The following is a 21576-nucleotide window of genomic DNA, read 5'->3' as shown; positions in this document are numbered from 1 at the left end:
TGACAATCGCTAGATATCTGACCCTGACAGAGGAGGATTTCGATGGCGCAGTCCAGTCATGCTGGCAGCAATCGCAACGCAGTTCGCAAGGATGATGTGATTCAGATCCGCGCTTCGGCCGAGACGAAGGCCATTCTCAACCGCGCCGCGAGCTTGCGCGGGCAAAAACTGTCGGAGTTCATGCTGGACAGTGCGCGCAAGCAGGCCGAGGAGACCATTCTGGACCAGCGTGCCTTCTTTCTCGATGCCGACGCGCATGAGAAATTTCTTGACCTGCTTGATGCTCCGAACAAACCGTCGCAAGAGCTTCGCGCCCGCATGACGCGCAAGCCAGCCTGGGAGCGCTGATGCCCGCTGGGCAATCGCATGGCCCGCGAGTCCGCGCTCCGGAACGGCTGACCATCAGTCATGATGTCGCAGAATTTCGCAACGGCAGGCATCCCACCCTTGATGACTGGCTGCGAAACCGTGCCCTCGCCGGCGAGGGATTGTCTGCCCGAACCTATGTCGTCTGCGACGCGGGCACGAAAAATCGTGTCGTCGGTTACTACGCGATCTCCACGGCGATGGAAGAACGGGTCGCGCTGCCAAGCGCCAAGCTACGCCGGGGCATGCCTGAACAGGTTCCTTTGCTGCTGATAGGCCGTCTGGCGATCGATCAGGCGTTCCAGGGAATGGGCCTCGGGGGCGACCTGCTTTCCGATGCGCTGCGGCGTTGCCTCGCGGTTTCGGACATTGCCGGGGTTCGTGCCGTGGTGGCACACGCCATCGACGGCGACGCTGTTGGTTTCTACCAGCGTCATGGCTTCACTATGTCTCCGCTGGGCGAGCGCGTCATGCTGATGCCGATCAAGACGATACAGGCGCTGTTCTCGAAAACTTGAGCTGTGCAGGCCACTGCAATGACGAGGAGATCGCCCGCCATCACTTCCCGCCGCTGACGACCTTGCCGCATCTGGCGATGGGCCAATGGGCGATCGAGCAGCTCGAAACGCCTCCCACGCCCGGCCGCGGCCGCTATCCGATCACCAAGCTGGAGTGCCCGCTGGTGGAACGGGAGAGCGTGGGGAGCGTACCCGAACAATTCCGATGACCCGGCCCCGAGACCGGCTTATGATGGGTGTGCGTGTTCCTTCCAACAGGAAAAACGCTCATGTGGCCGAACCGGCGCTTATGCGATCTTTTCAAGATCGAGCATCCGATCATCCAGGCGCCAATGGCGGGCTCGGCGACGCCGGAACTCGCCGCCGCGGTGAGCAATGCCGGTGGGCTGGGGTCGCTCGGATGCGCATCGATGCTGCCGGATGGCCTGCGCAACGTTGCGCGCCAGATGCGCGCCTTGACCGTGCGTCCCTTCAACCTCAACTTCTTTGTTTTTCCCAGGCCCGACACCCGCGACGCCGTGCTGACCCAGGTCATTGACAGGTTGCGGCCCTACTATGAGGAGCTGTCGCTCGGCGAACCCTCGCGGAGGCTTCCGCCGATCGGACCAGGTTTCGACGAAGAAAAGCTTGAACTGCTGCTCGAGATCCAGCCGCCGGTCGTGAGCTTTCATTTCGGCATTCCGGATGCGGCTGCCATCGGCAGGCTGAAGCAGGCCGGGATCGCAATCATCGGCACCGCGACGAATGTCGCCGAGGCGCGCAAGCTCGCCGACGGTGGAGCCGACGCGGTCATAGCCCAGGGCTGGGAGGCGGGAGGTCACCGCGGTTCGCATGCTCCCAATGGTCCTGGCGACGGCGTTGGAACGATGGCACTGGTTCCCCAGGTCGTCGATGCCGTCGAACTCCCGGTCATTGCCGCGGGAGGCATCGCCGACGGCCGCGGCATAGCGGCCGCTTTCGCGCTTGGCGCCAGCGGCGTGCAGATCGGCACCGGCTTCCTGTCCTGCGACGAAGCCGGCACGGACGCACCGCGCCGCGCCCTGATCCGCACGGCGACCGACATGGACACGATGGTCACCGATGCCTTCACCGGCCGCGCGGCGCGCGCGAGACGCACCCGCTACGCCCTGGAAATGGAGGAGAGCAGGGTGCCCGTTCCGGACTTCCCGCAAATGGTCGCGCTCAGCGCTCCGCTCGGCGGCGACAAGGATTTCGCCTTCCATCTCTATGGGCAGGCGGCGGCGCTGAACAGGGAGCTTCCGGCCGGACAACTGGTGCGAACGCTCGTGGCCGAAACGGGCGAAGTGTTCGACGCTCTCTCGACCGGCAAAACGACGCCTGCGTGAGCGAAGTCTTCGTCGTCGACGTCCCCGATAAGCTTTTAACCCCGCCTGTCGACTCTGGATTGCGAAAAGATCAGCCGGCAAGTAGCGATGCCATACGGTCGCGATCGATGATGTTGGGATTCGGCGGCAAAGGGCGACCGTCCAGTTCGGCCAGTTTTGCCGCGACATGCGGTCTGGCGACGACATCCTGCGGCAGCGAAACGCACATGGCGATCTCGATCACGCCGCGAAACACGTCGGCATCCTCGCTTGCGGCAGCGAAAAGCCGGGCCATGACCGGACTCGGCGGCGGAACAGGAAGGCCGTCGGCCAAGGCGTTCATCTCCGCGATCCGGGCACGGTCGGCGGCGATCTGGTTGCGATAGAACGGGCCGACCTGGCGCTCGGTCTCGGCATCGTATTCCCGCGAGAATTCAGCAGGGTCGCCGATGTGCCGGCGAGCGATATTCCTGAGCACCTGCGCGTGCAGAAGGCCGACGCTCAACCCCCGCCCGGCGGACGGATTGGTGCAGGCCCAGGCATCGGCCACAGCCGCAAACCCGGTGACGACAGGCTGGCCGTCGACGACAAACCGCCGGTAGCGGTCGAGAACGCCCGCCATCAGCAGGACATGCGTGATCGGCTCGCCGTCCAGCCAATGGGCCTGCATCGGACATGCCGTAGCGACACGGTGGAACGTGGCGGTGTCGCGCAAAGCGCGCATGGCCTTGTTTCTCGCGGAGGTGAACAGAGTGACCGACCAGGTGTCGTTGTCGCCATCCAGCGTGAGAATCGAGAACAGCCCCATCGGAGTGAGCAGGCGGCCCTTTCGGCGCGGCCGCTGCTTGCCCGTGAAATAGCGAGTGAAATAGACGAAATTGCTGTCCTCGGCTTCCTCGTTCGGACTGCGGCCTCCGGCGGCAACGATCCATTCGCAGGCAGGGCTTCGCCGCCCCATCGCATCGATCACCAGGTCGGCGCGAATCTCTTCGCCGGACGTGGTGCGAACGCCCGCAATATGCGGCACGCCGGGAATGGCTGAGGCGCCCGTGATCAGCTCGCGAACCTTGATCCCCCGCCGGACCGTCACATTGGGCGCAGCTTGCGCCATCTCGGCTACGGCCCACTCGATCACCGGCCGCCTGCCGGTGACGAAGCGCATGGCTTCGTCGCCCGGGCGGGGCGCCCTGTCCGTTATTGTCGGGGGCAACGATCGAAGGTCGAAGAAATCCATCCAGACGCAGCCGGCGCGCAGCAATTTATCCGTCAGCCCCGGCAGCTCCTGGTCGGCGACCATCCGGAAACGCGAGCTGAGGTTATGAGGCTGCCTGAATTGCGCAACACCGGGGCGCTCCCAGTCCCATCCTTGAATGGAACTCGAAGGCCGATCCGCCGGATCAGCCTCGAGGACCGTCACGTCATGACCATCGCGGCCAAGCATGGCCGCGGTGCACAACCCGATTACGCCTCCACCGCAAATCAGGATCTTGCTCACCCCGTCCCCCAATATCCGCGAGGGTTGGGCGCCATATTAGCTTCTGCGCACAGTCCCGGCAACGTGCCGGGCCGCCAGGCCCCCCGCTTGTGTGCGGTCACTGAACGATCCGCTGCTTTGGCTGCTTGGCATGGCTTCCGTGGAAGTCTAGGTTGACTTCAACGAAGGGAGGGCGGGATGACATCAAGTTTTACCGTTCACGCGGCGTCGGGCTATGAGCAACTGATGGGGCGCTGGAGCCGCAGACTCGCGCCCAAGTTCATCGATTTCGCCGGTCTGGCCGGCGGCGAAAAAGTCCTCGACGTGGGTTGCGGCACCGGCAGCCTGACCTTCGAGCTGGCGAAGTCAGGCGATCTCACCGAGATCCAGGCCATCGACTTCTCGCCGGTCTTCGTCGCGGCGGCGAAGGAGAGGAACACCGATCCGCGCGTCACCATCCAGCAGGCGGATGCCACCGCCTTGCCGTTCGCCGACAATGCGTTCGACCGCGCGCTGGCGCTGCTGGTGCTGCACTTCGTGCCGGAGGCCGGCAAGGCGGTGGCCGAGATGCGCCGCGTGACGCGGCCGGGCGGCGTGGTCGCGGCCGTAGTCTGGGACCATTACGGCGGCATGACCGGCATGCGCATGATGATCGACACTGTCGCGGCGCTCAGCGAAAGCGGGCGTCAGCTGCGCAGCCGCTATTGCTTCCAGCCGATGATGCAGCCGGGTGAGATGAAGCGGACCTTTGTCGAGCAGGGTCTCGTCGATGTCACCGAGGCCGAGCTGATGATCCGCATGGACTACGCGGATTTCGACGACTTCTGGACGCCGATCGGCGCTGGCGAAGGCCCGCTCGGCAAATATATGACCACATTGGATGCAGCCGAGCGGGAGCGTGTCGAGGCCGCCGTCCGCGATGCCTATCAAGCCGGCCGGCCGGATGGCTCGCGATCCTTCGCCAATGTCGCCTGGGCCTGCCGCGGCATCGTTCCCTGAGATACAAGGCCGGCAACGCGTCAGTTGCCGGCGGCCACCGAGGCATTGATCTCCCAGCCGTCGACCCACACCTGCCGCAGTCGGTCGCCTTCGCCCTTGAACCATTGGCCGGTCAACCGGCAATCCTCGATGCGGTCGCTGCGGAAATTGCGGATGGCCTGGCGCAACTCGCACCAGGCCACGATGTTGGCCGTTTCGGCATAATAGATCAGGGCGACCGGGCGGATGATGCGGCCGGTCGGACGTCCCGCCTCGTCGCGATAAGAGAGGCTGAGTTTCTCCTCGTCGCGGATGGCGCGGCGGACCAAAGCGAGGTCGACGGCCGACGCGGAGGGTGCTGCAAAGCCCCAGGCATGGAGGGCGTTGGCGTCGAGCGTCTGCCGCAAAGGCTGCGGCACGGCGCCGGCGATCTTGGCGCCGACGCGTTTCGCAGCCTGCTTGAGTTCGTCGTCGCCCGTGCGCTCCAGCAGCGCCAGCGACAGGACGATCGCTTCCATCTCCTCGATGGAAAACATCAGCGGCGGCAGGTCGAAGCCTGGTCGCAAGATGTAGCCGATGCCGCGCCCTCCCTCGATCGGCACGCGCATCGCCTGCAGGGCCGCGATGTCGCGATAGACCGAGCGTACGGTCACTTCCAGCCGCTCGGCGATCGTCGCCGCCGTCACCGGCTTCCTGGCCAGCCGCAGAATCTGGATGATCTCGAACAGGCGCGAGGCCTTGCGCATTTTCTCACCCGGCTGAAATGCAACTGACACACCTCCGTCAGTTGGAATGCCCTATAAGGCCGCCTACCCGCTTGAAATCAACAGATTCCTTTGCGTGCAGGCGGATGATGCGACAGGCAACTGACATGAGCTATGGCGAAAATCTCTGGCTGTTCTTCGTGCTTCTGTTCGGCATCATCGCCGTTCCGGGCATGGACATGCTGTTCGTGCTGGCCAATGCGCTGACCGGCGGCAGCAACAGGGGCCTGGCCGCCACCGCCGGCATTATGCTCGGAGGCGCCGTGCACACGCTGAACGGGGCGATCGGCGTCGGCCTGCTCATGCATTTCGTGCCGATCCTGTTCACGCCGCTGCTGATCGCCGGCGCCGCCTACATGGCCTATATCGGCATTTCGCTGATGCGCAGCTCGATCATCGTCGGCGACAACGGACCAACCGGGAGCCGCTCGGCTTGGAAGGCGTTTCGCCAGGGCCTGGTCACCTGCCTGATCAATCCGAAGGCCTATCTCTTCATCCTTGCCGTCTATCCGCAATTCCTGAAGCCGGCTTACGGTCCGATCTGGATGCAGGCGACGATCATGGGATTGCTGACGGTCGCCACGCAAGCCGCGATCTATGGCGGGCTCGCCGTCACGGCGGGGCGCAGCAGGCAGATGCTTGTGGCCAATCCCCACGCTACCGTTCTCGCCGGGCGCATGGCAGGGCTGCTGCTGTTCGCGGTCTCGATATTCACGGCGTGGGAAGGTTTGAGGGCGGCGTGATCGCCGCCCTCTCCATTTCGCTCAAGCCGCACCCTGACGGCTGGCGAGCATTTCGCGCTTCACGGACCGGCGCCATTCGACGGCGCCGGCGAGGCCGTGCAGCACCGTTTCCGTGGTCGCCCAGTCGATGCAGCCGTCGGTGATGCTCTGGCCGTAGACCAGCGGCTTGCCGGGCACGACGTCCTGCCGGCCGGCGACGAGATTGCTCTCGATCATGACGCCGATGATGCGCTCGTCGCCCGCGGCAACCTGGCCCGCAACGTCATGCGCGACCTTCGGCTGGTTCTCCGGCTTCTTGGCGCTGTTGGCATGGCTGACGTCGATCATCAGCCGCGGCGCGACGCCGATGCGGACGAGCTCGGCCGCGGAGGCCTCGACGCTTGCGGCATCATAGTTCGGCGCGATGCCGCCACGCAGGATGACATGGCAATCCTCGTTGCCGGTGGTCGCTGCGATGGCGCTGCGGCCGCCCTTGGTCACCGCCATGAAATGATGCGGCTGGGCGGCGGACTTCACCGCCTCGCCGGCGATCCTGAGATTGCCGTCGGTGCCGTTCTTGAAGCCGACCGGGCAGGACAGGCCCGAGGCCAGCTCGCGATGGATCTGGCTTTCGGCGGTGCGGGCGCCGATGGCGCCCCAGGCGACGAGGTCGGCGATGTATTGCGGGATGGTCATGTCGAGGAACTCGGTCGCCGCCGGCAGGCCGAGATTGTTGACGGCCGACAGAACGTTGCGCGCCATGCGCAGCCCCTTTTCGATGTTGAAGCTGCCGTCGAGGTCGGGATCGTTGATCAGGCCCTTCCAGCCGACCGTGGTGCGCGGCTTTTCAAAATAGACGCGCATGACGATCTCGAGCCGGTCGGCCAGGGCCTCGCGCAGCGCCGCCAGACGGCTGGCATAGTCAACGGCCGCGACCGGATCGTGGATGGAACATGGGCCGACGATGACAAGCAGTCGATCGTCGGCCCCCGAGAGGATCGAATGGATGGCGTTGCGCGAGGCGGCGACGGTGCGCGTCGCGGTGAGCGAGCGCGGTATCTCGCGCATCACCTCGTCCGGCGTGCTCAAGGCTCTGATTTCGGTGACCCGAAGGTCGTCTGTGGTGGTCAACACGGCTTTCTGCTCCTGGTTTAGGAGACCTGCCGGCTGAAACAAAAAAGCCGCCAGGTCTGGCGGCTTGTCGGATTTTTTGATCTGGAGTTTTCAGATCGAGCGCAATCCTCCCGCCGCCAGCGAGCTGAAATAAAAGTACCAAAACGAGGCGGTCAGGTGGATCATGCGGTTCATATAGTCGATGCCGAAGCGCTTGTCACGCGCCTGTTGAGGCTGCCCTCTGAAGGTGATCGCCTGAAACAGCGACGGCGGGGCTGGGAAATGCCAATTGTCAATGCTGGCTCTGCCCCTCATTGCCCTGCCGGGCATTTCTCCCCGTATAGTGACGGGGAGAAAGGGCTGGCCGCAGCGCCGGCTCTTACTCTCCCACCACCCCGGCAATATTCTGATCATAGTCGACCAGCGAGCCGGTCATGACGCCCGCCTGCGGGCTCAGCATATAGGTGATCAGCCGGGCAAGCTGCGCGGGCTTGACCAACTGGCCCATGGGCTGCGCGGCCTCGGCCTTCTCCAACCAGTCATCCGACGCTCCGTGCCATTTCTTCTGCACGATCGCCTCGCCCTCGGTGTCCATCCATCCCGGCAGCACCGCATTGCAGCGGATGCGGTTCCGCCGATAAGCGCTCGCGACGTTCTTGGTCAGCGTCATCAGCGCGCCCTTGCTGGTCGAATAGGGCGTCAGGAAGGACTGGCCGGCATGCGCCGACATCGACAGCACGTTGACGATCGAGCCCGGAGCCTTGCGCTCCAGGAGATGCGCGACAAGGCCCTGCATCAGGAAGAAGGGGCCGCGCACATTGGTGTCGAAGATTTGGTCGAAGAGTTCTTCCGATGTCTCCACCAGCGACCCTCGCGCGGAAGTGGCGGCGGCGTTGACCAGCGCGTTCAGCGTTCCGAAATGCTCGATCGCGGTCTCGACGGCGCGCTTGCAGTCGGCGACCTTGGCAACATCGGCGCTGATGAAGATGGCATCGACGCCGTTCTTCTTCAGCGCCGCGACCGCCCTGTCGCCCTTTTCCTGCGAGCGCCCGATCAAGGCCAGCGCGCGGCAGCCCTCATCGGCCAAGGCTTCCGCAACCGCGAAGCCGATGCCCTGCGCGCCGCCCGTGACGATGGCGCGCGTTTGTGAATTGCGACCGGCCAAACCGTTCATCGCTGTGCTCCTCAATCCGTATTCAAATTTCAATCGACGCGGATGGTCTTGCCCGTCTTGACCGACTGCAAAGCCGCGTCGGCCAGCTTCAGCGCGATCAGCCCGTCCTTCCCGCTCGGCGCCGCCTTCTTGCCGGCGGTTGCCGCGGCGATGAAGGAGGCGATCTCGTTGGCATAGGCGTCGATGTAGCGGGTCATGAAGAAGTCGTGCAGCGGCGGACGGGTGTAGCCCTTGTCGTTGGCGAGCTCGATCGAGACCGGCCGCTGGTTCTCGGCCGCGACCATGCCCTTGGAACCATGCACCTCGATGCGCTGGTCGTAGCCATAGGTGGCGCGGCGCGAATTGGAAATGACGGCCTGCTTGCCGGAGGCGGTCTCGAGGATGACGCTGACCGAATCGAAATCGCCGGCTTCGCCGATTTTCTTGTCGACCAGCACCGAAGCATGCGCGCTCACCGCAACCGGCTCCTCGCCGAGCAGGAAGCGCGCCATGTCGAAATCGTGGATGGTCATGTCGCGAAAAATGCCGCCGGAGCGGGCGATGTAGTCGAGCGGCGGGGCGCCCGGATCGCGTGACGTGATGGTGACCATCTCGACGGTGCCGATGGCGCCGTCGTCGATCGCCTTGCGCACGGCGGCGAAATGCGGGTCGAAGCGGCGGTTGAAGCCGACCATCAGCGTGGCCTTAGTCTTCTCGACAACGGCAAGGCACTGCTCGACCCGTTTGACGTCGAGGTCGATCGGCTTCTCGCAGAAGATCGCCTTGCCGGCCTTGGCGAAGCGCTCAATCAAGTCGGCATGGGTGTCGGTCGGGGTGCAGATGATGACGGCGTCGATGTCCTTGGCCTGCTCGATGGCATCGATCGTGCGGACTTCGGCGCCGTAGGCGGAGGCGAGCTCAGTCGCCGCTTTCTCGAAGGCATCCGCCACGGCAACCAGTTTTGCCTGCGGATTTGAGCCGACGGCGCGGGCATGCACCTTGCCGATACGACCGGCGCCGAGAAGAGCGAAGCGGAGAGTCATGGAATATCCTTCGAGATGGTTCAGAAAGCTGTCCGCGCGCCGGCGCGGATGATTGGTTGATCCCGTCGCGGCGTCCGTCAGGCGGCCTGCAGTTCCGCCTGTCCGGTCTTGGCGCCGGTTATGTAGGCGACGATGTCGTTGCCGTCGGTGTCCTGCTTGCGCAAATTGGCGACGATGCGGCCGCGGCGGAAGACGACGATGCGGTCGACCAGGTCGAACACCTGGCGCATGTTGTGGCTGACCAGGATCAGTGGCTCGCCGTTTTCCTTCAGCGTACGGATGATGTTTTCGACCTGCGCGGTTTCCTGCACGCCGAGCGCCGCCGTCGGCTCGTCCATGATGATCAGCTTGGAGGCGAAGGTTGCGGTCCGGGCGATCGCGACGCATTGGCGCTGGCCGCCGGACATATGGCGGATGGTGCTGGAGAGGTTGGGGATCTTCACCGCCGTGCGGACAAGCGCTGCCTCCGTCGCCTTGCGCATCGCCTTGCGGTCGAGAATCGAGAACGGCCCGAGGTTGAAGAGCACCTTCTCGCGGCCGAGGAACAGGTTCGACGGCACGTCGAGATCGTCGGCCAGCGCAAGGTTCTGGAACACGGTCTCGATGCCCGCCTCGCGCGCCTCGATCGGGCCGGCGAAGTTCACTTCCTTGCCGTCGAACCAGATCTTGCCGTCGGTGCGCTGCTCGACGCCGGTGATCTGGCGCACGAAGGTCGATTTGCCGGCGCCGTTGTCGCCCATGATGGCGACATGCTCGCCCTTGCGCAGCTCGAAATTCGCCTCCTGCAGCGCGTGCACGCCGCCATAATGCTTGGTCAGGTTTTCGGTCTTCAGAACGATGTCGGACATGGTCAAGCTCCTATCGCGCGGCGGCGCTGGCGCCATTGATCGAGAACGACCGCGCCGACGATGATCACGCCCTTGACCATCTCCTGGTAGTAGGCGTCGAGGCGCAGGAAGGTGAAGCCGGAGATGATGACGCCGAAGATCAGCGAGCCGATCACGGTGCCGATGATAGACCCGCGGCCGCCCGACAGCGAAACGCCGCCGATGACCGCCATGGCGATGGCGTCGAGCTCGTACATGACGCCCATGCCGGCCTGGGCGGTGAGGTTCTTGGAGCAGAGCACCACGGCGGCAAGCGAAGCGAGGATACCGGCGATGGCGTAGACCAGTACCTTGTGGTTGGCGATCTTGATGCCCGACATGCGCGCGGCATCCTCGTTGGAGCCGATGGCGTAGCAATGCTTGCCGTATTTCGTATAGCTCAGGATAAGCTGGAACAGGAGCGCCAGCGAGATGAAGATGACGACAGGCATCAGGCCCTTGCCGATGGCCGCGAAGCTGTCGGTCGGGAACGAGATCGGCTGGCCCTTCGACCACCATTTTGCGATGCCGCGGGCGGTGACCATCATGCCGAGCGTGGCGATGAAAGGCGGAATGCGGGTATAGGCGATCAACAGGCCGTTGATCAGGCCGGCGATGAGGCCGCAGCCGATCGCGACCAGTACCGGCACGATGACCGGCAGGTCGGTCCAGCCATAGTCGATGAACATCGCCTTGGGATTGGGATTGCCGTTGACGGTCGCAACCTGCGCGAAGCTCATGGCGATCATGGCGGTGGCGCCGACGATCGAGCCCGAGGACAGGTCAATGCCGCCGCAGATGATCACCTGGGTGACGCCGATGGCGATGATGCCGACGATCGAGACCTGCAGGATGATGATCTGCAGGCGCTGCTCGTTGAAGAGGCCCGACACATTCTCACGCGTGTTGAACAGGAAGCTGTCGCCGAGGAAGACGCGGCCGATCAGCTCGAAGGCGACGACGAGGATGACCAGCGCCAGGAACACGTTGAACTCGGCCGGCCATGGACGCTTCTTGGCGTCATAGCTCAACCCGCCAATGCCATGCGATGTCTGTGACACGTCTTCTTCCTCCGAATGACCGCGCCCCGTTCTCCCGCCCGACGGGCGGGAGAGGAACAGAGCGGCGCCGCTTCGCCAGCAGCCGATTTCAGCCAGGCCGATGCGTCGCGGCACCACCCCGCGGTTTGTCTTCACGCAATTCCGTACCGAAAATCGTTCCTGGAATTGCGCCGGCGCGCCTCAGTTCTTCTTCAAGAACTTGTCGATGTTCGCCGGAGTGACGAGCTGGAACGGGATATAGACTTTGTGTTCCACCTTTTCGCCCTTGGCGAGCTTCAGCGCCGCATCGAGCGCACCGGCGCCCTGGCCGGCAGCGTCCTGGAAGACCGTCACGTCGAGGTCGCCTGCCTGCATCGCGGCCAACGCGTCCTGGGTGGCGTCGACGCCGCCGACGACCACCGACTTCATGTCGATGTTGGCGGCCTTCATCGCCTGGATGGCGCCGATGGCGCTTTCGTCGTTGTTGGCGATGACGCCATCGAACGCCTTGCCCGACGACAACCAGTTGGTCATCAGGTTCTGCGCCTGGTCACGATCCCAGTTCGAGGTCTGCTTGTCGATGATCTTGATGAAGCTGCAGTCCGGCGTGGCGATGACTTCCTCGATGTCCTTGGTGCGCTGCACCGCGGCCTGGTTCGAGAGCTCGCCCATGATCACGTAGACATTGGCTTCCTTCTTGCCGGCTTCCTTGAACAGGCGGCAGGCTTCCTTGGTCTCGAGCGTGCCGGATTCCGCCTCGTTCGACGCGACGAAAGCCTGGTTGTCCGGCAGCTGGTCGACATTGACCGGCTGACGATTGACATAGACCAGCGGGACCTTGGCCGCGGCGGCCGCGTCCGACATTGCCTGGGTGGCCGAGGTGTCGACCGGATTGACGATGATGGCGTCGACACCCGAGGCGGCGAAGTTCTTGATCTGGTCGAGCTGCTTGGCCACGTCGTTCTGCGCATCCTCGACCTGCAATTCGACGCCGCTCATGCCCTTGGCCTGCGCGATCATGCCGTTGCGCAGCACGGTCAGGAAGTTGTCATCGAACTTGGCCATCGAAACGCCGATCTTGGCGGCGAAGGCGGATGAGCACATCAGCGCCGAAAGCGCGACGCCCAAAAGCAGTTTCTTCATTTTATTCTCCTCCACTTGGTGTCCGGCTGCACCCATTTGAACCGGAATCCCCGGTTGCCCGGGGAATCTCTCCCTGCGGCCATGCGGCGTCCCAACTCGACTGGAACGCCTCTTCCTCCGTTCGCACAGGCGTTCCGGAACGAAAGAACCAAAAAGCCTAGTTAGTGAAATATTTATTCCATTTCGTTTTGGAAACGTCAAGGGCGATTCCGACGAGATTGGCCGGTTTTTCGGTCCCGATCGTCGAAACCCGAGCCCGAATCGAAGCAAATCGCCATGAAAGAATCCATCAGCCTGATGGATTCTTTCACATCGACGCCATTGCAAACGCCGGGAATTGGCTGAAGCCGCCCCAACCTCGTCATTCTATGGCGAAGCAAGGAGCGAATCGACGCGATGGGCGCTTCGGCCAATCTCCAACGCGTGCCGCCTGCCAACGCAAACGGGCGACGGATCAAAATTCCTGCGGCGGAGCTACTAGATGTTTTCCGGCAGATAGATATCGAAGGGCAGGAAGGTCTGCCCCGGCGCATTGGCGGCGCCGCTTTCGATGGCATGGGCCATCAGCCCCAGGAGTTCCCGGCAGAGCGCGGCGAGCGGCGTCGAGATCACCATGGTGAGGATGTTGTCGGCAAGTGCTGCGCGCGAGACGGCGTTGATCTCGTTGCAGATGACGACCGGCATATCGGCCGGGTTCGCCGTTCTCAGCGCCGAGACGGCGCCTTCCATGCCGCCGCCGGCGACATAGCAACCGGCAAGATCGGGATGGCGCGCCAGAAGATCGAGCATGGCGTCATGCGTCACGTCATTCGCCTCGAGGTTGACCAGCGTTTCCATCACGGTGAAATCCGGCGCGTGCTCGCGGAAATAGGAGCGGAAGCCGATCTCGCGCAGCTCGTGGCCATGGAAGCGGTGGCTGCCGACGAAGAGCGCCACCTTGCCCGGCTTCCTGGCGGCCTTGGCGATCATCCATGCGGCGCTGCGTCCGACCTTGCGGTTGTCAAGACCGACATAGCCCTCGCGGATGCCGGCGGCAAAATCGGACAGCAGCGAGAAGACCGGCTGCCCCCTCGCCTTCAGCGCCTCCACCACCGCCGTCAGCGTCGGGTGATCCGGGCCGACAACAGCGATGGCTCTCGACTTGGCCGCCAGCCTGCGCATCTGGCCCGCAATCTCATCGGGCGCCAGCGACGTGGCGAAGTCGATCGCGGCAGTGCCGCGGAAACGTTGCGACTGCGAAACCGCCAGCTCGAGCTCCCTGGCAAAATCGCCATAGAAGACGTCATTGCCCCTCAGCAGCAGGAAGCCGAGCCGGTATTCCGGCAATTCCTGGCGCATGCGCTGCTTGATCAGCCCCGCCGCGTGGTAGCCGATCTCGGTGGCGGCCTCATACACCCGGCGCGCCGTCTCCTCGCGCACCGGCAGGCGGCTGTTCAGCACCCTGTCGACGGTGGCGACGCTGACGCCCGAGACGCGCGCGAGATCGCTAATGGTCGGCCGCTTTGCCATGAATGCTCCATTGCTTGTCCGACTCAGCATATCTCACTCTGATAGGAAATGATAGAAACTATCTTCCTGATGTTGAGACTATCATGAGCCGGCGGTATGGTGAAGTGGAAGCCGGCCATGAACGAGCCCAGACCTGCTAAACCGTTCGCCAGGCGCTGTTGGAGGAAGCTCAATGACTGCCAGGACGTCTTCGTCGGCGTCGCCACGCGACTACAGCCTGACCGGCCGTGACGCCAAGCTCGCGGTCGAGAACGGGCTGGCGGCGGCCGAGTGGTACCATACCGAGATCCCGCGCAAGCAGATGAAGGAGCTGATGCAGCGCTCCGACCAGCCGGCGATCCGCGACACCATCATCTGGCTCGGCGCGCTGATCCTCAGCGGCGCGGGCGGTGCCTGGTTCTGGGGCAGCTGGTGGTGCGTGCCATTCTTCTTCGTCTATGGCACGCTCTACGGCTCCTCGACCGATTCCCGCTGGCACGAATGCGGCCATGGCACCGCCTTCCGCACCCAGTGGATGAACGACGCCGTCTACCAGCTCGCCTGCTTCATGATCATGCGCAATCCGGTGACATGGCGCTGGAGCCATACACGCCACCATACCGACACCATCATCGTCGGCCGCGACCCGGAGATCGCCGTCATGCGGCCGCCGGATCTGCTGCGCGTCGTCTTGAACTTCTTCGGCATTCTCGATGCCTGGCATGCCATGACCGACATGCTGCGCAACGCTGCTGGCGTCATCAGCGCGGCGGAAAAGACCTTCATCCCCGAACAGGAACAGCCGAAGGCCATCCGCGTCGCCCGCATATGGCTCGCCATCTATATCGCGACGATCGCCCCGGCGCTCTATCTGCATTCCTGGCTGCCGCTGCTGCTGATCGGCCTGCCCCGCCTCTACGGCGCCTGGCATCACGTCATGACCGGACTGCTGCAGCATGGCGGGCTGGCCGAGAACGTCATCGATCACCGGCTGAACAGCCGCACCGTCTACATGAACCCGATCAGCCGCTTCATCTATTGGAACATGAATTACCATGTGGAGCACCACATGTTCCCGATGGTGCCCTATCACGCGCTGCCGAAGCTGCACGAGATGATCAAGCACGATTTGCCGGCGCCGACGCCGTCGATCCTGGCCGGCTATCGCGAGATGATCCCGGCCTTCCTGCGCCAGCTGCGCAACGAGGATTATTTCCTCAAGCGCGCGCTGCCGCCGACGGCGAAGCCCTACCGGGAAGAGCTGCACAACGACAATCCGGTGGCGGCCGCGGCCGAGTAGCGTAACCAACCGATTTTCGCGGAGGACGAGATGAGCGACTGGGTCGAGGCCTGCGCGGCCGGGGACATCGATGAGGAGGACGTGATGCGGTTCGACCATGCCGGCCGCACCTTCGCCATCTACCGCAGCCCGGACGACGAATATTTCGCGACGGACGGGCTGTGCACGCATGAAAAGGTGCATCTGGCCGACGGGCTGGTCATGGACGACATCATCGAATGCCCGAAGCACAATGGCCGCTTCAATTACAAGACCGGCGACGCGCGCGGCGCGCCGGTCTGCGTCAACCTGAGGACCTATCCGGTCAAGGTCGACGCCGGCAAAGTTCTTGTTCAGGTCGGGTGACGCTGATGACGGGAGGAATGGTGGTCATCGGAGCCGGCGAATGCGGCGGGCGCGCCGCGCTCGCCCTGCGCGATCTCGGCTTCGAAGGGCCGGTCACGCTGGTCGGCGACGAGCCGCATCTGCCCTATGAGCGGCCGCCGCTGTCGAAGGAAGCGATGACTGGCGAGGCGCTTTCGATCAAGGCGATCGCCACCGACGCGCTGTTCGCCGAGCGCGCGATCCGCCACATCCATTCCGTCCGGGCCGTCGCGATCGATCGTGCCGTGCATGTCGTGCAACTGTCGGACGGATCCTCCCTGCCATATCAAAAGCTTTTGCTGGCGACCGGATCCGTGCCGCGCACGCTGCCGATGCCGGGTCTCGGGGAGCGTTGCGTCTATCTCAGGACGTTCAACGACGCTTTGGCCATTCGCGCTCATCTCAGCGCCGGCAACCGCGTCGCCATTATCGGCGGTGGCTTCATTGGCCTCGAGCTCGCCGCCGCGGCGCGCAAGCTAGGCGCGGCCGTCACCGTCATCGAGGCGCAGCCGCGCATCCTGATGCGCGGCGTGCCGGCCGAGATCGCCGAGATCATCCACAAGGCGCATGAGGCCGAGGGCGTTGCGATCCGCACCGGCCAGGGGATAGCGGCGATTGCCGATGACGGCGCGGAGGTCAGCATCACGCTGGCCGACGGGCAGGCCATCGTCGCCGATCTCGCGGTGATCGGCATCGGCGCCGTGCCGGTGACCGCGCTTGCCGCTGAGGCGGGACTGGCGATCGACAACGGCATCGCAGTCGACGAGCAGTTGCGCACCGCCGACCCGGATATCTTCGCCGCGGGCGACTGCTGCTCGTTCCCGCTTGCCGTCTATGGCGGCCGGCGCGTGCGCCTGGAAGCCTGGCGCAACGCCCAGGAACAGGGCGCCTTAGCCGCGAAGAACATGCAGGGCGCCGAAGAGGCGCATGCCGCCGTGCCGTGGTTCTGGTCGGATCAGTATGGGCTGACCCTGCAGATCGCCGGGCTGTCGGACGAAGGCAAGAGTATCGTGCGGCGCGACCTCGACGACGGCGCCTTCATCCTCTTCCACCTGGCCGAGGATGGCAGGCTGGTCGCCGCCAGCGGCATCGGCCCCGGCAATGCGGTGGCGCGCGACATCCGGCTGGCCGAAATGCTGATCGCCAAGCGGGCGAGCCCGGCGCCGGAAGCGCTCGGCTCGCAAGCGGTCAAGCTGAAGTCGCTGCTGGCGGCGTGAACTGCCTTGATAATTGTTGAGCTCGGCGCTGGCCCTCATCTGCCTGCCGGCACCTTCTCCCCGTAAAACGGGCTACGCTATGCACACGTACTCTGTGACTGGCGTGACTGATCGACCTGAGGCTTGATTGCCACGTGGTTCCCCCAATCCGTCGCTGCTTCGCAGCGCCACCTTTCCCCCCTTCCGGAGGGAAAGGAAGGGAGCCTTGCCGGACGAGCGTTGGCGGCAAAAAGCTCGGCGCCTTTCCTCTCCCCCGTCGATCGGGGGAGAGGTGGCTCGGCGAAGCCGAGACGGAGTGGGGGTCGACCAGCGCTACGTTGGACAATGCATGCGCCAAGCTGGCATGCACCCTACGGCTCCGCTCTCATAGCCTACGCCCTAAAACAGCGCCTTCAGCTCATCCAGCTTGTCGTTGACCAGCCAGCCGTAATAGTTTTCTTCGGGCAGCTTTTCCGGTTCGCCGGCGGCGCGGCGCTTGTCGTTCTCGGCCTTCAGAGCATAAGCGCGCTCTTCGGGGTTGCCGACATTGTAGAGCGTGGCGGTCAGGCCCGGATTTTTCGAGATGTCGAAGCCGGCGATGCCGCGGTAGGCGTCAATGGACTTCCTGATGGTCGCGGCCACGTAAGGCAGCGTCAGGTCCGGGTCCATGATGGTCTTATAGACCGCGTTGGGATCGCCGACGTCGAGCCTGGGCAAGCCCGAGACCTTGTGCACGAGGTCGCTCATCTGCAACGCAGTCAGCGGGTTCAACTGGCCGAGGCCGAAGGTCTGGCCGGCATAATAAGGCTGGAAGAAGGTGGCGCCGAAGCGATCGTTGGGGAAATCCTCGCCGCCGACGCTCTTGCCGCGGAAGGCGCGGTTCCACACCTGCTCGCGGCATTCCCAAAGGTCGTAGCTGTCGTCCATGCCGGCGCATTTCTCGAATTCCGGCCGATGGATGAAATCCGAAACGTCCTCGCCGTGATAGGCGAAAGAGAGCTTGCTCGACAAATAGGAGATCGCCTTCACGTAATAGGTCTGCAGACGGTCATACGCGTCGACATTGTAGGTATGCTCGCCGACGATGGCGCCGACGATATGCATGGGATCGATACCGTAGGCTGCTGCCGCCTTCCTGATCTTGCCGCGCAGCTCGGCATCGTTCTGCAACAGCGCGTAGACCTTGCGGTACTTGGCCTGGAAGGTGGTGTTGGTGGCCTGAGTGCGCCGGCTGGAGGCGCCTGGAATATCCGGCTGCACGCTGTTGCGGTTGCCCGGGGGCACGATGGTCGCGGCATCGGCGGTTGCCACCGCCGCCGCCAAGGCCATGCCGAGAAAAAGCAGGATAAGTTTCTTCATACGCCGCCGCCTTCGAATGCGCGGCAAACTAGGTAAAGCGCTTGGCAGAGTCGAGAGAAGGCTTCGAGCTGTCAGCGAAAATGGTGGCCAGATGCTTCCATTTGGCCACACTTTGGATTGGAAGGGCGTTTCAGGCCGGCCTGAGCCGGCCCGAAATCGGGGCATTGGGCGGGCGTTTCAGGCCGGCTCGAAGGCCAGCCCGAAACCCAGATAGAACTTAAAGAATAAACCGCGACAGGTCGGTGTTTCTGGACAGGTCGCCGACATGCTTCTCGACATAGGCGGCGTCGATGGTGACGGCCGTGCCGTGGCGGTCGGGCGCGTCGTAGGAAATCTCGTCCAGCACGCGCTCCATCACGGTCTGCAGGCGCCGCGCGCCGATGTTCTCGACGCTGGCGTTGAGATCGACGGCGATGCCGGCGAGCGAATCGATGGCGTCGTCGGTGAAGGTCAGCTCGACGCCTTCGGTCTTCATCAGCGCGATATACTGCTTGATGAGGCTCGCCTCAGTCTCGGTGAGGATGCGGATGAAATCCGCCTTCTCCAGCGCGCGCAGCTCGACACGGATCGGCAGGCGGCCCTGCAGCTCGGGCAGCAGGTCGGACGGTTTGGAGACATGGAAGGCGCCCGAAGCGATGAACAATATATGGTCGGTCTTGATCGGCCCATATTTGGTCGCGACGGTGGTGCCTTCGACCAGCGGCAGCAGGTCGCGCTGCACGCCTTCGCGCGACGGGCCGCCCGAAATGTCGCTCCTGGCGGCGATCTTGTCGATCTCGTCGAGGAAGACGATGCCGTCATTCTCGGCCGATTCCAGCGCCCTGCGCACCACCTCGTCCTGGTCGAGCAGCTTGTCGGACTCGTCGTTGACCAGCATCGCGTAGGAATCGCGCACCGTGGTCTTGCGGGTCTTGGTCCTGCGGCCGCCCATCGCCTTCGACAGCATGTCGTTGATGTTGAGCACGCCGACATTGGCGCCCGGCATGCCGGGGATCTCGAAACCGGGCATGCCGCCGGTGCCGGTGTCGGCCACCTCGATCTCGATCTCCTTGTCGTCGAGCTCGCCGTCGCGCAGCTTCTTGCGGAAGGAGTCGCGGGTCGCCGGGCTCGCCGTCTTGCCGACCAGCGCTTCCAGCACGCGTTCCTCGGCGTTGATCTGGGCGCGCGCGGCGACGTCCTCGCGCATCTTCTCGCGCGTCAGGCCGATGGCGACCTCGACGAGATCGCGCACGATCTGCTCGACATCGCGGCCGACATAACCGACCTCGGTGAATTTCGTGGCCTCGACCTTGACGAAGGGCGCGCCGGCGAGCCGCGCCAGGCGCCGCGAGATCTCGGTCTTGCCGACCCCGGTCGGGCCGATCATCAGGATGTTCTTCGGCATCACCTCTTCGCGCATCTGGCCTTCCAGCTGCTGGCGGCGCCAGCGGTTGCGCAAGGCAATGGCCACGGCGCGCTTGGCGTCCTTCTGGCCGATGATGAAGCGGTCGAGTTCCGAAACGATTTCGCGGGGAGAAAAGGTGCTCATGTTACTCAAATTCCACTTTGCCACTGCCTGATAGACTCGAACGGATGCAGCAGCATGATCACGTTGAGCGTCAGATTGTCCCGGATGATGTAACCCGTGCCGAACTCGAAGATGAGCGCCAGGGCCACGACCACCCATATAGGTAGCTTTCGCGCCATCACAAATCCCAGCGCCATGAACAGCGTGTCGGACACCGAGTTGATGATCGAGTCGCCGTAATAGTTGAGCGAGATGGTGCCGGCGCGGTAGCGGTCAATGATGAAGGGGCTGTTTTCCAGGATCTCCCAGCCGCCTTCGATGAGGACGGCGAAGGCGAGCCTTAAGCCCACCGGCGAGCGCGGGAACAGCGCCCAGGCCAGCGCATAGAACAGGAAGCCGTGGATGATGTGCGAGAAGGTGTACCAGTCGGTGATGTGCTGGGAGTTCTCCGGACTGTTGACCACGCCGTGCCAGAGCTTGACGTAGCCGCAGGTGCAGATCGGCGGGTGGCCCATGCCGTACAAGGCGCCTGCCTGGAAGATTATCAAAGCAAGCACGAGCAGCAGGCCCATGCGCCAGCTGTCTTCATAGGCCGAAAGCGTCTTGTCCCCTCCGGATGCAGTCATTGCCTCAGTCCCCCAGATTTTCATCGTCGTCGGCCGCATCGACGGCCATCAGCACGACGTCCCCATATTGCGAATGCCTGCGCCCGATCGGCCTGAAGCCGGCCTTCTCATAGGCGCGGATGGCGCGGCCATTGTCGGGATGCGGATCGATGATGACGCGCGGCGCGCCTTCCTCCAAAAGCTCCCCGACGAACTGGCGCAGGATGGCCGAGCCATGGCCGACCCCGACCAGTTCCGGCGGACCGATCGTGAGGTCGATACCCAGCGTGCCGAAAGGCTGGTCGGCATAGGGATGGTCGTCCTCCATATGCGGATCATAGCTCTGCAGATAGGCGATCGGCCTGCCGTCGAGCTCGACGATCAGCGGCTCCACCGAAACCGAATCGATATGCTCGCGGATCTCGGCGATTTCCTTTTCCGGATCGTCCCACCACTCGGCGACATGCGGCTCGCGCAGCCAGCCGGCGATCATCGGCAGGTCTTTTTCCGTGACCGGCCGAAAATCATAGCTATCTTCCTGTTCGACCATGATCTTGTCCGAAAACCGGCGGCTACCGTTCGCTTTCGCGGTCCTTCGGTTCGGGGTCATGTTCAAGCGGCATCGAGCGTTTCGACGACAAAATTGTTGTTGGTGTAGACGCAGATGTCGGACGCGATCTGCATGGCCTTGCGGGCGATCTCCTCGGCATCCTTGTCGGTGTCGATCAGCGCGCGTGCCGCGGCCAGCGCGTAATTGCCGCCGGAGCCGATGGCCATGACGCCATGCTCGGGCTCCAGCACGTCGCCATTGCCGGTCAGCGCCAGCGAGACCGACTTGTCGGCGACCAGCATCATGGCTTCCAGCCTGCGCAGGTAGCGATCGGTGCGCCAATCCTTGGCGAGCTCGACGCAGGCGCGCGTCAGCTGGTCCGGATATTGCTCCAGCTTGGCTTCGAGCCGCTCGAGCAGGGTGAAGGCGTCGGCGGTAGCGCCGGCGAAGCCGGCAATGACGCTGCCGTCCTTGCCGATGCGGCGCACCTTGCGGGCGTTGCCCTTCATGATCGTCTGGCCGAGGCTGACCTGGCCGTCGCCGGCGATCACGACCTTGTTGCCTTTGCGCACGCTGATGATGGTCGTGGCGTGCATGGTGAGTTCATTGGACATTTGAGCTCCGATGCGCGCTATCCCTTGAAAAGGCGATTGGCGCGGTACGAGTGAGTTTGATCGGCCATATGTATGCATAGGGCCAACGA

23 protein-coding genes and 1 pseudogene are annotated in these 21576 nt (G+C 63.9%); 9 read left to right on the top strand and 15 right to left on the bottom strand.

The window, feature by feature from the left end:
* Positions 1-42 precede the first annotated feature (42 nt).
* The 4 genes and pseudogenes from CK219_RS17730 (at position 43) to CK219_RS17715 (ending at position 2230) form a co-directional block, all read left to right on the top strand.
* Positions 43-348 carry a DUF1778 domain-containing protein gene (locus CK219_RS17730; RefSeq protein WP_095768034.1) on the top strand — a complete coding sequence of 102 codons (306 nt, stop codon included), beginning with the start codon at positions 43-45 and terminating at the stop codon, positions 346-348.
* On the top strand, positions 348-884 hold the full coding sequence (locus tag CK219_RS17725) for a GNAT family N-acetyltransferase (protein WP_095768033.1): 537 nt from the start codon (positions 348-350) through the stop codon (positions 882-884). Before CK219_RS17730 ends, CK219_RS17725 begins: the two co-directional genes overlap by 1 nt.
* Positions 869-1093 (top strand): annotated as a pseudogene (locus CK219_RS17720) (LacI family transcriptional regulator); the annotation flags it as partial. The gene CK219_RS17725 and the pseudogene CK219_RS17720, both read left to right, overlap by 16 nt.
* Positions 1094-1153: 60 nt before the next feature.
* Positions 1154-2230: a nitronate monooxygenase gene (locus tag CK219_RS17715; RefSeq protein WP_095768031.1), complete on the top strand. Its 1077-nt coding sequence runs from the start codon at positions 1154-1156 to the stop codon at positions 2228-2230.
* 70 nt (positions 2231-2300) lie between these two features.
* On the opposite strand, the gene CK219_RS17710 is transcribed toward CK219_RS17715, so the two are convergent.
* Complete coding sequence (locus CK219_RS17710; protein ID WP_245340515.1) at positions 2301-3506, bottom strand: hypothetical protein; 1206 nt, start codon at positions 3504-3506, stop codon at positions 2301-2303.
* 375 nt (positions 3507-3881) lie between these two features.
* On the opposite strand from CK219_RS17710, the gene CK219_RS17705 reads away from it, so the two are divergent.
* Positions 3882-4682: a class I SAM-dependent methyltransferase gene (locus tag CK219_RS17705; protein ID WP_095768029.1), complete on the top strand. Its 801-nt coding sequence runs from the start codon at positions 3882-3884 to the stop codon at positions 4680-4682.
* Positions 4683-4702: 20 nt separating this feature from the next.
* On the opposite strand, the gene CK219_RS17700 is transcribed toward CK219_RS17705, so the two are convergent.
* Entirely contained in the window at positions 4703-5407 is a 705-nt protein-coding gene (locus tag CK219_RS17700) for a YafY family protein (protein ID WP_095768028.1), read from the bottom strand.
* A 125-nt stretch (positions 5408-5532) separates the two neighbouring features.
* Here CK219_RS17700 and CK219_RS17695 point away from each other — a divergent pair, with 125 nt between their 5' ends.
* Complete coding sequence (locus CK219_RS17695) at positions 5533-6168, top strand: LysE family translocator (RefSeq protein WP_095768027.1); 636 nt, start codon at positions 5533-5535, stop codon at positions 6166-6168.
* 21 nt (positions 6169-6189) lie between these two features.
* Here CK219_RS17695 and CK219_RS17690 read toward each other — a convergent pair whose 3' ends face one another.
* The 8 genes from CK219_RS17690 to CK219_RS17655 form a co-directional block, all read right to left on the bottom strand.
* Positions 6190-7281 (bottom strand): 3-deoxy-7-phosphoheptulonate synthase, encoded by a 1092-nt coding sequence (locus CK219_RS17690; RefSeq protein ID WP_095768026.1) that lies wholly within the window; start codon positions 7279-7281, stop codon positions 6190-6192.
* 90 nt (positions 7282-7371) lie between these two features.
* On the bottom strand, positions 7372-7575 hold the full coding sequence (locus CK219_RS17685) for a hypothetical protein (protein ID WP_141245373.1): 204 nt from the start codon (positions 7573-7575) through the stop codon (positions 7372-7374).
* A 64-nt stretch (positions 7576-7639) separates the two neighbouring features.
* Entirely contained in the window at positions 7640-8434 is a 795-nt protein-coding gene (locus CK219_RS17680) for an SDR family oxidoreductase (RefSeq protein ID WP_095768024.1), read from the bottom strand.
* Positions 8435-8463: 29 nt separating this feature from the next.
* Complete coding sequence (iolG, locus tag CK219_RS17675; RefSeq protein ID WP_095768023.1) at positions 8464-9456, bottom strand: inositol 2-dehydrogenase; 993 nt, start codon at positions 9454-9456, stop codon at positions 8464-8466.
* 77 nt (positions 9457-9533) lie between these two features.
* The gene (locus tag CK219_RS17670) at positions 9534-10304 is read right to left on the bottom strand and encodes an ATP-binding cassette domain-containing protein (protein WP_095768022.1); all 771 of its coding nucleotides are present in this window, start codon (positions 10302-10304) and stop codon (positions 9534-9536) included.
* A 2-nt stretch (positions 10305-10306) separates the two neighbouring features.
* Positions 10307-11383, bottom strand: a complete 1077-nt coding sequence (locus CK219_RS17665) for an ABC transporter permease (RefSeq protein WP_095768206.1) — start codon at positions 11381-11383, stop codon at positions 10307-10309.
* A gap of 180 nt (positions 11384-11563) precedes the next feature.
* Entirely contained in the window at positions 11564-12505 is a 942-nt protein-coding gene (locus tag CK219_RS17660; protein ID WP_095768205.1) for a sugar ABC transporter substrate-binding protein, read from the bottom strand.
* A gap of 477 nt (positions 12506-12982) precedes the next feature.
* On the bottom strand, positions 12983-14014 hold the full coding sequence (locus tag CK219_RS17655; RefSeq protein WP_095768204.1) for a LacI family DNA-binding transcriptional regulator: 1032 nt from the start codon (positions 14012-14014) through the stop codon (positions 12983-12985).
* A 172-nt stretch (positions 14015-14186) separates the two neighbouring features.
* Here CK219_RS17655 and CK219_RS17650 point away from each other — a divergent pair, with 172 nt between their 5' ends.
* From CK219_RS17650 to CK219_RS17640, 3 genes are read left to right on the top strand one after another with little or no spacing between them, the layout of a single operon-like run.
* The gene (locus CK219_RS17650) at positions 14187-15293 is read left to right on the top strand and encodes a fatty acid desaturase family protein (RefSeq protein WP_095768021.1); all 1107 of its coding nucleotides are present in this window, start codon (positions 14187-14189) and stop codon (positions 15291-15293) included.
* 30 nt (positions 15294-15323) lie between these two features.
* Positions 15324-15638 (top strand): MocE family 2Fe-2S type ferredoxin, encoded by a 315-nt coding sequence (locus tag CK219_RS17645; protein ID WP_095768020.1) that lies wholly within the window; start codon positions 15324-15326, stop codon positions 15636-15638.
* 5 nt (positions 15639-15643) lie between these two features.
* Positions 15644-16873: an FAD-dependent oxidoreductase gene (locus CK219_RS17640; RefSeq protein ID WP_095768203.1), complete on the top strand. Its 1230-nt coding sequence runs from the start codon at positions 15644-15646 to the stop codon at positions 16871-16873.
* 378 nt (positions 16874-17251) lie between these two features.
* On the opposite strand, the gene CK219_RS17635 is transcribed toward CK219_RS17640, so the two are convergent.
* The 5 genes from CK219_RS17635 to hslV all read right to left on the bottom strand — a co-directional run bounded on the left by CK219_RS17635 (position 17252) and on the right by hslV (position 21487).
* Positions 17252-18211 carry a DUF1402 family protein gene (locus tag CK219_RS17635; protein ID WP_095768019.1) on the bottom strand — a complete coding sequence of 320 codons (960 nt, stop codon included), beginning with the start codon at positions 18209-18211 and terminating at the stop codon, positions 17252-17254.
* A gap of 217 nt (positions 18212-18428) precedes the next feature.
* Positions 18429-19739 (bottom strand): ATP-dependent protease ATPase subunit HslU, encoded by a 1311-nt coding sequence (gene hslU, locus CK219_RS17630; protein WP_095768018.1) that lies wholly within the window; start codon positions 19737-19739, stop codon positions 18429-18431.
* A 5-nt stretch (positions 19740-19744) separates the two neighbouring features.
* Positions 19745-20344, bottom strand: coding sequence for a DUF2585 domain-containing protein (locus CK219_RS17625; RefSeq protein WP_095768017.1), 600 nt, complete (start codon positions 20342-20344; stop codon positions 19745-19747).
* Positions 20345-20348: 4 nt separating this feature from the next.
* Positions 20349-20873: a GNAT family N-acetyltransferase gene (locus CK219_RS17620; RefSeq protein WP_095768202.1), complete on the bottom strand. Its 525-nt coding sequence runs from the start codon at positions 20871-20873 to the stop codon at positions 20349-20351.
* A 62-nt stretch (positions 20874-20935) separates the two neighbouring features.
* Positions 20936-21487 (bottom strand): ATP-dependent protease subunit HslV, encoded by a 552-nt coding sequence (gene hslV, locus CK219_RS17615; protein ID WP_095768016.1) that lies wholly within the window; start codon positions 21485-21487, stop codon positions 20936-20938.
* Positions 21488-21576 lie beyond the last annotated feature (89 nt).

This window comes from Mesorhizobium sp. WSM4313, assembly GCF_002294725.1.
Classification (GTDB): domain Bacteria; phylum Pseudomonadota; class Alphaproteobacteria; order Rhizobiales; family Rhizobiaceae; genus Mesorhizobium.
The sequence above is the reverse complement of the archived record's forward strand: the minus strand, read 5'-3'. Positions and strand labels throughout refer to the sequence as shown.